Annotated in this window: 8 protein-coding genes; 1 reads left to right on the forward strand and 7 read right to left on the reverse strand. The window is 70.6% G+C overall.

Annotation, left to right across the window (positions count from 1 at the left end):
- The first annotated feature begins 105 nt into the window (after positions 1 to 105).
- Positions 106 to 297, forward strand: a complete 192-nt coding sequence (locus D450_RS35775) for a hypothetical protein (protein WP_449289481.1) — start codon at positions 106 to 108, stop codon at positions 295 to 297.
- 122 nt (positions 298 to 419) lie between these two features.
- Here the strand turns inward: D450_RS35775 and cas2 are convergent, their stop codons facing one another.
- Genes cas2 through D450_RS0122700 form a run of 7 tightly spaced genes read right to left on the reverse strand, consistent with a single transcriptional unit; the run spans position 420 to position 7,942 of the window.
- The gene (gene cas2, locus D450_RS34185; protein ID WP_017540923.1) at positions 420 to 710 is read right to left on the reverse strand and encodes a CRISPR-associated endonuclease Cas2; all 291 of its coding nucleotides are present in this window, start codon (positions 708 to 710) and stop codon (positions 420 to 422) included.
- Positions 711 to 1,733, reverse strand: coding sequence for a type I-C CRISPR-associated endonuclease Cas1c (gene cas1c, locus D450_RS0122675; protein WP_017540924.1), 1,023 nt, complete (start codon positions 1,731 to 1,733; stop codon positions 711 to 713). It abuts the gene before it with no gap.
- Entirely contained in the window at positions 1,726 to 2,382 is a 657-nt protein-coding gene (cas4, locus tag D450_RS0122680; RefSeq protein ID WP_017540925.1) for a CRISPR-associated protein Cas4, read from the reverse strand. Before cas4 ends, cas1c begins: the two co-directional genes overlap by 8 nt.
- Positions 2,379 to 3,281, reverse strand: coding sequence for a type I-C CRISPR-associated protein Cas7/Csd2 (cas7c, locus tag D450_RS0122685; RefSeq protein WP_017540926.1), 903 nt, complete (start codon positions 3,279 to 3,281; stop codon positions 2,379 to 2,381). The genes cas4 and cas7c overlap by 4 nt, the downstream gene beginning before the upstream one ends.
- Positions 3,278 to 5,059 (reverse strand): type I-C CRISPR-associated protein Cas8c/Csd1, encoded by a 1,782-nt coding sequence (gene cas8c / locus D450_RS0122690; protein WP_017540927.1) that lies wholly within the window; start codon positions 5,057 to 5,059, stop codon positions 3,278 to 3,280. Before cas8c ends, cas7c begins: the two co-directional genes overlap by 4 nt.
- Positions 5,060 to 5,063: 4 nt before the next feature.
- On the reverse strand, positions 5,064 to 5,750 hold the full coding sequence (cas5c, locus tag D450_RS0122695; protein WP_241483248.1) for a type I-C CRISPR-associated protein Cas5c: 687 nt from the start codon (positions 5,748 to 5,750) through the stop codon (positions 5,064 to 5,066).
- Complete coding sequence (locus tag D450_RS0122700; protein ID WP_017540929.1) at positions 5,747 to 7,942, reverse strand: CRISPR-associated helicase/endonuclease Cas3; 2,196 nt, start codon at positions 7,940 to 7,942, stop codon at positions 5,747 to 5,749. Before D450_RS0122700 ends, cas5c begins: the two co-directional genes overlap by 4 nt.
- Positions 7,943 to 8,337: the final 395 nt, after the last annotated feature.

An 8,337-nucleotide genomic window follows, 5' to 3' on the forward strand; every position in this document is an offset into this window, starting at 1 on the left:
TGGGCTTCAGCCGCAGCACCGGCACCGGGGTGGTTGCGATCCTCGGCCGCCGCTGAGGGCGACCGCCACCTCCGGGTGACACTCGTCAACAACAGATTTTTCAGGTTGCGATCCTCGGCCGCCGCTGAGGGCGACCGCCACCTGTCGGTGCGGCTCCCGCACCCCGAATCCCTTGAGAGGTTGCGATCCTCGGCCGCCGCTGAGGGCGACCGCCACCCCGCCGCCGGGGTGGTGCCCTCCAGCAGCAGCGCGTTGCGATCCTCGGCCGCCGCTGAGGGCGACCGCCACGGCGCCTGAAATGGGGAAACACCCCGGTCCGCGACGGTAAAACCGACGCGCGAACCGGACTCTCCTCCACAAAAAGGCGCAAACCTCATTGAGAACCTCCCCGGGATTCCATGGGCACCGGAGGTTCCCAACTACAGCACCAGCGCGTCATCATGCGGCAGCGCACGAGCCCTTCCCATCGTCGCCACCGCCTTGAACGACCCGCGGTTCATCCGGTACACCCGGATACTGTCCTCTTCCTCGTCGATGATGCGCGCCAGCTGGTCGTTCAGCCGCACCAGGTCCGCCTCGCCGCACACGACCTCGAAGACCGACTTCTGCACCCGCATCCCGAACCCCTCGCACAGCTTGGCCACGCGGCGCAGCCGTTGGGCGCCCTCCGGGGTCGTGGTGGCCACGTCGTAGGTGATGAGCAGTTCCATTCACACCGTCCAAGGAACATAGCCCGGCAGCTCGTCGCGCAGGTGGCGCGCCATCAGGCGAGCCTGCACCGAAGGCATCAGCGCGTGCTGCACTCTGCGTCCCAGCACCCGGTGCGACTGGTCCTTCTGGCGGTGCTGCTGCCACTGGGTGAGCACGACCTTGCGCCCCTCCTCGGTCAGCTGCACCGCCCCGCCGGGCAGGGTCTCGAAGTGGTCGGGGTTCACCTGGCGCCGGTTGACCAGGGTCAGGGCGAGCCGGTCGGCGATGACGGCCCGGAACTCCTCCATCATGTCCAGCGCCAGCGCCGGTTTCCCGGGGCGGATGCCGTGCAGGAACCCCACGTAGGGGTCCAGCCCCACCTGTTCGCAGGCGCCGTGGACCGTGGAGCGCACCAGCCCGTAGAGGAAGGACAGCAGGGCGTTGACCGGGTCGGTCGGCGGGCGCTTGATGCGCCCGGGGAAGGTGAACCCGCTCTCCGGGCGCACCATCAGCGCGAAGGCCTCGAAGTAGGCGCGTGCCGCTGATCCTTCGGCCCCGAACAGCTCGCCGATGTCGGCCGCCTCGGCCGCCGTCTCCAGGGAGCCTTCCAGCGCGGCGGCTTTCTCCCGCAGCTCCTGCTTGTGCGTCGTGGAGTCGCGGGCGCCTCTGAGCAGGACCTGCCTGCTGTTCTGGATCTTGCCGGCAACGCAGGCCCGCGCGATCTCCAGCCGCTTGGCCTCCTCGGCGTGGGCCAGGTGCTGGCAGTGGCGCAGCAGCACGTTTCCGCGGGTGGGCCCTTCGACGCGGTAGCGGTACCTGCCGCCGCGGGTCATCCACACGATGGGGCGCCCGTCCTGGGCGCAGCGGTCCTGCAGGGGCGAGGTGACGTGCACCTCCCCCATGGCCACGATGGATTCCAGTCTCAGCAGCGGCAGCGTTGTCCGGCCCTCGGTCTCGGGCAGGACGATGCGGACCGTGTCGCCGTCCAGGTGCAGGGAGGCTCCCGGGGTCTGGACATAGAGGGTGTTGAGGAGTTCAGTCATCCCACTCGGTCTCCTCGGCGGGCCGGTAAAGGGCGGCCAGGTGGCGCTGGTAGCGGGCCTGTCCGGCCAGGACTTTGGGCATGCAGGAGGTGTTCATCGAGCAGCGCCGACAGCGGGCGTCGGCGGCCGGGGGCGGCAGGACCGAGCCGCTCATGATCGCGCGCACCTGCTCGACGGCCGAGCGAACGCGCCCGCGCAGTTCTTCGTCGACAGCGACGGTGTGGCGGCGCCGGTCGGCCATGGAGTAGACGGCCGCATCGGCGATGCGGGTGTCCATGCGCTCCTCCAGGCACATCGCCTGCGCCCCCACCTGGACATCGGCGGCCCCGCCCGGCTTGTAGGCCCCGGACTTGTACTCCACCGGAAGGACGGTGCCGTCGGGGAGGAGCTCCACCACGTCGCACACCCCGGTCATCCCCAGGCCGTGGTGCCACACGGGCAGGGCCCGCAGGGTGCGCACCCTGGGTCGGGACTCCTGTCCGGGGTCGTGGACCCGGTGGTGGGCCAGAGTGCCGCGCACGGTGGCGGCGTCGTCGGCGAAGCCGTCCTCCAGGAGGATGAGCCCGGCCTGGCGGGGGCAGTAGTCGTAGTGCTCCAGCGCGGACAGCGGCACCGGCAGCGGCTCCTGCGCCCCGCCTGCGGTGCTCATCCGGCGAGCAGCGGCGTCAGCGTGATGCCCTCGGGCAGGCCGCTCTCCTCGGCGGTGATCTTGTAGTCGCTGAAGGAGCGCACCGGCCGCTGCTGGTGCTCGTCGACCAGGCCGGCGCGCACCCGGTCGAAGAGGGTGTGGGCCGGGGCGCGGCCGAAGGCGTCGTCGTGGGTGAACACGTACAGCCCGCGCATGGCCATCTCCCCGCGGGAGGAGGCGCGGTCGTGCTCGAACATCATGGCCATGGCCCGCCAGAAGGCCTCCATGTCGTCGGCGGTGACGCCGGTGCGCTTGGCCAGAGGGGCGCTGAAGTGGCCGAAGCCCTGGTAGAGCCCGTAGGGCACGGTGTGCTTGTTGCCCATCTCGGTGGACTCGCCCTTGTCGATGTCGGCGGTGCGGGTCTGGGTGATGCGGGTGATGCCGTGCTCCTGTTGCAGCACCGGGTGCAGGGAGCGGGAGAAGGTGAGCTGGAGCGGGCCCTGGACGCGCCCGGCGGGCTTGTCGCCGGTGCTCATCACCGCGCCGAACATGCGCACGTCGAAGAAGGTCTGGCACATCCAGTCGCGGGCGCGGGGCTGGTTGCCGGCGGTCTGCTTCTTGTCGTTCTTGTCGCCCTTGAGGCCCAGTTCGGTGTAGGCGCGCTCGTGCTGGGAGTTGAGGGAGACCCCGGCTTCGACGTAGATGTCGAAGCCGGGCTGGCCCTGCTTGAACAGGGGGATGGTGTTGCGGATCTTGCGCTTGAGGGCCACGTCGGTGACCAGGCCCTGGCCGGTGTCGGGGTCGGTGCGCGGGGCGCCTGCGGCGTCCGGGTCGCCGTTGGGGTTGCCGTCGCGCACGTCGAAGAAGAAGACGAAGTCGTGCTTGCGCTCGGGGTCGAGGTGGGCGGGCGTGGTGGTCATCGCTGCTCTTCCTGGTCGGTGCCGCCGTTGGCGTGGGCGCGGCGCTGGCGCTGGTCGTGGGAGTGCTGCTGGTAGTAGCCCAGGCTGAACAGGGACTGGCCCTCCTGGTCGAGGGTGTCGGGCAGCGGGCCCTCCAGCAGGTCGTGCAGGGTGCAGATGGTGGTGAAGTAGGCGTGCTGGGCGGCCTGGTCCTTGGGCTTGCCCGAGGCGCGCAGGCGGCGCAGGTGGGCCTGGGACTTGTCCAGCAGCGGCTCCATCCGGGAGCGCGGGGTGGCCTTGGCCGCCGAGAGCCACTTGTCGGCGATGGTGCTGTTGGGGCCCTCGCCGGTCTCCGGGTCGCGCAGGGCCCGGTACTGCAGGGACTCCAGAACAGCGAAAAGGCGCCCGGCCACGTAAGCCGGGTCGGTGCGGTCCTCTTTGAGCACGGGCGGCACCTCTCCGTGGTCGGTTGCGAATGTGCGGTTGAACAGCAGGCGCAGCAGGGCGGCACGGGGGTGGTCGATGCGCCCGTCGGCGCCGATGCGCTGGTTGAGGTGGGACAGCAGGGACCGGGGCGGCACGGTGTCGTTGAGGGCGGCCAGCATGAGCTGGCGCTGGGCCCCGTCGGGTGCGGTGTCGGGCAGGTAGCGCCACCCCTCGGCGGTGTCCCGTCCACGCCCCAGGGATGCGGCCATGCGCCAGACCGGGACGGGCCGCGGGCCGTCGCTGCGCCAGTCCTGGACCTGGTGGTCGTCGAACCAGGAGGCCAGGTGGTCCAGTTCCTGGCGCAGGGCCACGTCGATCCATTCACGCACGATGACGCGGCTCTGGTTGACCGACAGGATCAGGGCGTGGAAGCGGTTGGCGTCGATGTCCTGGGCGCCGCTGGTCCGGTGCGGCTTGTCGAGTTCAGCGAAGACGTGCGCGACGTCCTGGGCCTCGGTGGCCTCGAACAGGTCCATCACCGAGACGGCGGTGGGCTCCTTGAGCCACCAGGTGATGACCGAGTCGGGCATGCGGTAGCGGTGCCGGCGGTCGGCCAGGAGCGCGTTGAGCACGGCGGCCGAGCGGGCCCCGCAGGCTTCGCACACGGGGATGTCGGAGAGCTGGATGCGGCCCCCGCGCCCTTGGGCCGAGGTGTTGATCGACACCAGCTGGGCGTCGCGTCCCCGGTTGGAGCCGGTCGGGATCAGTCCGGCCTTGACGGGTTCGGGAAGCGAGTCCAGCAGGGGGCGGTCCTTCCCGCAGGACAGGCACTGGCCCTGCCCGGCGCGGCCGCTCTTGCGGGCGGTGACGGTGGCCTGCCAGGCCTGCTGGGCGGCCGGTTGCAGGTGCGGCCAGGGCTGCCCGGACACGTCCACCGCGACCAGGTCCGAGGGTTTGGCCTTGCCGGGATCGACCGCGCGGTGGTGGCCGCCTTCGAAGCAGGCCAGTACGGCGCGGGCCGTGGCGTCGTCTTCGGCGGCCTGTGCCCACTGCCTGAGCAGGTCGATGTAGGCCTCGTTGCGGCGCCGGGCCTCTGTGCGGGCCTTCTCGGTGTCGGTCTTGGGGACGCCGAGCACGTACTCCAGGGTGTCGACCAGCAGGACGGGCGGGGGTTTGGCCCCGGAGCGGTAGACGTAGGGGGCGTTGAGCTCGATGCCCGTGGGGTGGTCGGCACCGGCGAGGTCGAGGAGCTCCGGGGACGGCCGGCCCTGGGCGTCCAGCTTCAGGCACCAGCGGATGGTGCGGGGGCGGTAGTGGGCCGGCGGCAGGTCCTCGATGTGGGGGGCGTGGTCGGCCAGGGCTTTGAGCAGCACCGCTTCATCCCCTCCCGCCGGTGCGCCCGGCCGGCGAGCCGGGCAGCTCGCCGCCGCGCTCGGGGACGTGCAGGACCCCCTCGGCCATGGCGGCGTGGAACCAGCGGTAGGCCTCGCGCTTGGCGCTGTAGTCGATGCTGTGCAGCATCACCCCCAGGTCCTCGCTCTCGGGAATGGGCGCGCGGTCGGTGGGTTTGTAGAAGGAGGCGGAGAATTCGCGGGTGCCCAGGAACGGCTGGCTGAAGCAGGCCCCGCGTTCGAGGCGGCGGCGGAACTGGTCGCGGTACTTGGCCGGGTGGGCGTCGGTGTGGTCGCGCAGCCGGATGTGGGCGTGGATCCGGTAGGCCACGTCGCGCAGGGCCTTCATGTGGCGCTGGTCGCGGTGGGCTTCGACGTCGAACCGCTCGGCCGGGTCGTCCATGGCCTTGCGCACCCAGTCGGCGGAGGTGGTCTGGTCGACCTCGTTGCGCCGCACCGAGACCCACCGGATGGGTTTGAGGACCTCGATGCGCTCGATGCGGTAGGAGAACTCGGGCTTCCAGAAGATCGCTTCGAGGACGCCTTTGGCGGCCGAGGGGGTCATGACCGGGTAGCTGAACCGCTCGGTCTTGAGCTCGGGGCGGGTGAAGCAGGCGAAGGGGCCCTCGACCTCCACCGCCAGAGGTGGGGGCCCGGGGGGTGGGCTGGTCAAAACACGTACTCCTTGGTGTCGGCGATCACGATGCCGCGCTCGTCGTCGTAGTCGCCGAGCCACTCGTACAGGTCGCCTACGACAGGGGCGAGCAATCCGGCGGCCTTGCGCTCGGCCAGGCCTCGGGGAAGCGTGGCGGTGAAGGGGCGCAGCTCGCGCAGCAGGTGGCCGGGCGGGACGCCCTGGCGCAACAGGCCGAGCATCTCGCGGACGCGTTCGGCGTCTTCGGCGTAGCGCTCGGGCACGGCCACGACCGGGATGCTCACCTCTTTGATCATCGTGAAGAGGCGGTCAGCCTCGGGGAAGTCGCCGTCGCGGCGGGCGTCCTGGATCTTCTGGCCGTCGTTTTCGACGTTGGTGTACTTGAACCGGTCCTTGTAATAGGCGTCCATGACGTCAGGGGAATCGGGCCAGGCCTTTCCAGGGCCGAAGTGCTCCCGGGTGGCCTCCAGCGCGGCCCCGTAGATGAACTCCCCGCCGCTGGAGACCTTTCCGTCGTCGCCGGTCAGGTCGAAGACGACCACCCGGCCCTGCTCCAGGCGCCCGGAACGGTTGCAGCGGCCCGCGGCCTGCTGCATCGACTCGGCCGGGGCGAAGGCGCGGAAGACCTCGGGAAAGTCCAGGTCCACCCCGGCCTCGACGAGCTGGGTGGACACGACCGCTGCCGGGGCTCCCGCCTTGTTCAGTTCGGTGATCTTCGCCAGGACGTCCTGGCGGTGGCGGGCCACCATGCGGGTGGACAAGTGCAGCACCGGCCCGTCGTCCTGCCGGTGCCTGCTGATTCCTTCGTGGAGTTCCTGGGCCTGGCTGGTGGTGTTGCACACCACCAGCACCGAGGGCGAGGCGGCCGCGCGTTCGGCCAGCTCCTCGCGGGTGGGGGCCGGGTCGGTCCACCACGAGTAGGTCACCCGTGCCAGGCGCCGGTACAGCGGCGCCGGGTCCTCGATCACATCGCGAGCGGGCACGTCTTGGAAGGGCGAGAGGTCGAAGAAGGCCGGCTGGGTGGCCGAGGCCAGCAGCACGGTGACCCCGAAGTGCTCGGTCAGCGTGCGCAGCATCGACAGGATCGGCACCAGCAGTCGGTCGGGAAGCGCCTGCACCTCGTCCAGCACCAGCACCGAACCGGCTAGGCGGTGCAGGCGCCGCATCGCCTCGGGCTTGTGGCAGAACAGGGACTCGAACAGGCGCACCGTGGTGGTCACCACGAACGCGGCGTCCCAGTTCTCCGAGGCGAGCTTGGCCCACCGGTTCCCCGGGGCTCCGTCGGCGTCCAGATCGATGCCGCTGTGGTGCTCCAGCACCACCGGCTCCTGCCCGGGGGCCTCCAGCAGGTCCCGGTACTCCTTCGCGTTCTGTTCGGTGATCGTGGTGAAGGGGACGGCCACGATCACCCGGCCCAGCCCGTGGCGGCGGGCGTGGTGCAGCCCGAAGGCGCCCGCGGCATAGGTCTTGCCCGAACCGGTGGGCGCGGGCATCCGGTAGATGCCCTGTGGTCCTTCGGCGGCGGCCACGGCCTGCTCGTAGAGCCGGGCGCGGTCGGCGTCCACCGGCGACGGCGCGCGCCCCTCCAGCCGGGCCAGGCGGGACTGCTCGTAGCGCTCGACCAGGTCTCCGGCGGCCACCGGGTGGTCGGGGCGCGCGATGGCGTCCATGTGCTCGGCGGTGTCGAGGCGGTCGGCGTCCACTACCGCGCTGAAGACCATGCGCACCAGGACGTCTGTGACCAGCGGGGCGGAGGTGATGGCGGTCTGGACCCAGGAGGGGAGGCCAGGCCCCTCTAAGATCTCGGGCACGACCTGGGAGACCCGGTCGATGGCCTCGTCGACCGACGCCTTGTGGTCGGTGCGGGCCTCTCGCAGCGCCGTCTTGAGCTCAGGGCGGCACTGCAGGCCGCCGTGGTGCCCGAACACCACGTTCGCGAGGGGCCCGAGTCCGGCCTTGAAGGCGAGGTGGGTGCCGGCGTGCTTGTGCGGGATCCCCACGCGCCCGCCCGAGGCCTCGGCCCGCAGGAGTCCGCTCTGCCAGGCGCAGCTCCCTTTGCCGACGTCGTGGACCCGCCCGAGGTATCCGGCGAGTTCACCTGCATGGAACCGGGCACCGTAGCGGCGGGCCCGCTCTTCGGTCCCGCGAAGGTGATCAGCAAGGGTGTGACGCTCACCGGCGTCGTTGGCGCTGTGGCCCCAGATCTCCATGCAACCGTCCCGAAGAAAAGCCGTCTGGCTGGAATGCTCGGAACGCTAGCCCACCCCACCGACACCCGCCGGGGTTTCTGTAAAAATCACTCACAAGCAGCCGAAATGCCGCGTACCCCCTATCGAACCGCAAACGCCTGGGGAGGCCGGGCCGCCACAGGACGGCCCGGCGCTCTCCACAAGCAGTGGATCTTCATCCCATGAAGTCCAGCCAACAAGTTGCGATCCTCGGCCGCCATCGAGGGCGACCGCCATGTCGTTCAACACCACGCTACTGGGCAGTGCGATTTTGGTGCGATCCTCGGCCGCCGCTGACGGCGACCGCCACATCCACCGCCATACCGTCGCGATCGCCATCACGAGTTGCGATCCTCGGCCGCCGCTGACGGCGACCG

This window comes from Nocardiopsis halophila DSM 44494 (assembly GCF_000341245.1).
Lineage (GTDB): Bacteria > Actinomycetota > Actinomycetes > Streptosporangiales > Streptosporangiaceae > Nocardiopsis_A > Nocardiopsis_A halophila.

Bases quoted from the DNA above. Each gene is read 5' to 3' on its own strand.
- cas2 (WP_017540923.1), bottom strand. From the start codon at position 710: ATGGAACTGCTCATCACCTACGACGTGGCCACCACGACCCCGGAGGGC.
- cas4 (WP_017540925.1), bottom strand. From the start codon at position 2,382: ATGAGCACCGCAGGCGGGGCGCAGGAGCCGCTGCCGGTGCCGCTGTCC.
- cas7c (WP_017540926.1), bottom strand. From the start codon at position 3,281: ATGACCACCACGCCCGCCCACCTCGACCCCGAGCGCAAGCACGACTTC.
- D450_RS0122700 (WP_017540929.1), bottom strand. From the start codon at position 7,942: ATGGAGATCTGGGGCCACAGCGCCAACGACGCCGGTGAGCGTCACACC.
- cas1c (WP_017540924.1), bottom strand. From the start codon at position 1,733: ATGACTGAACTCCTCAACACCCTCTATGTCCAGACCCCGGGAGCCTCC.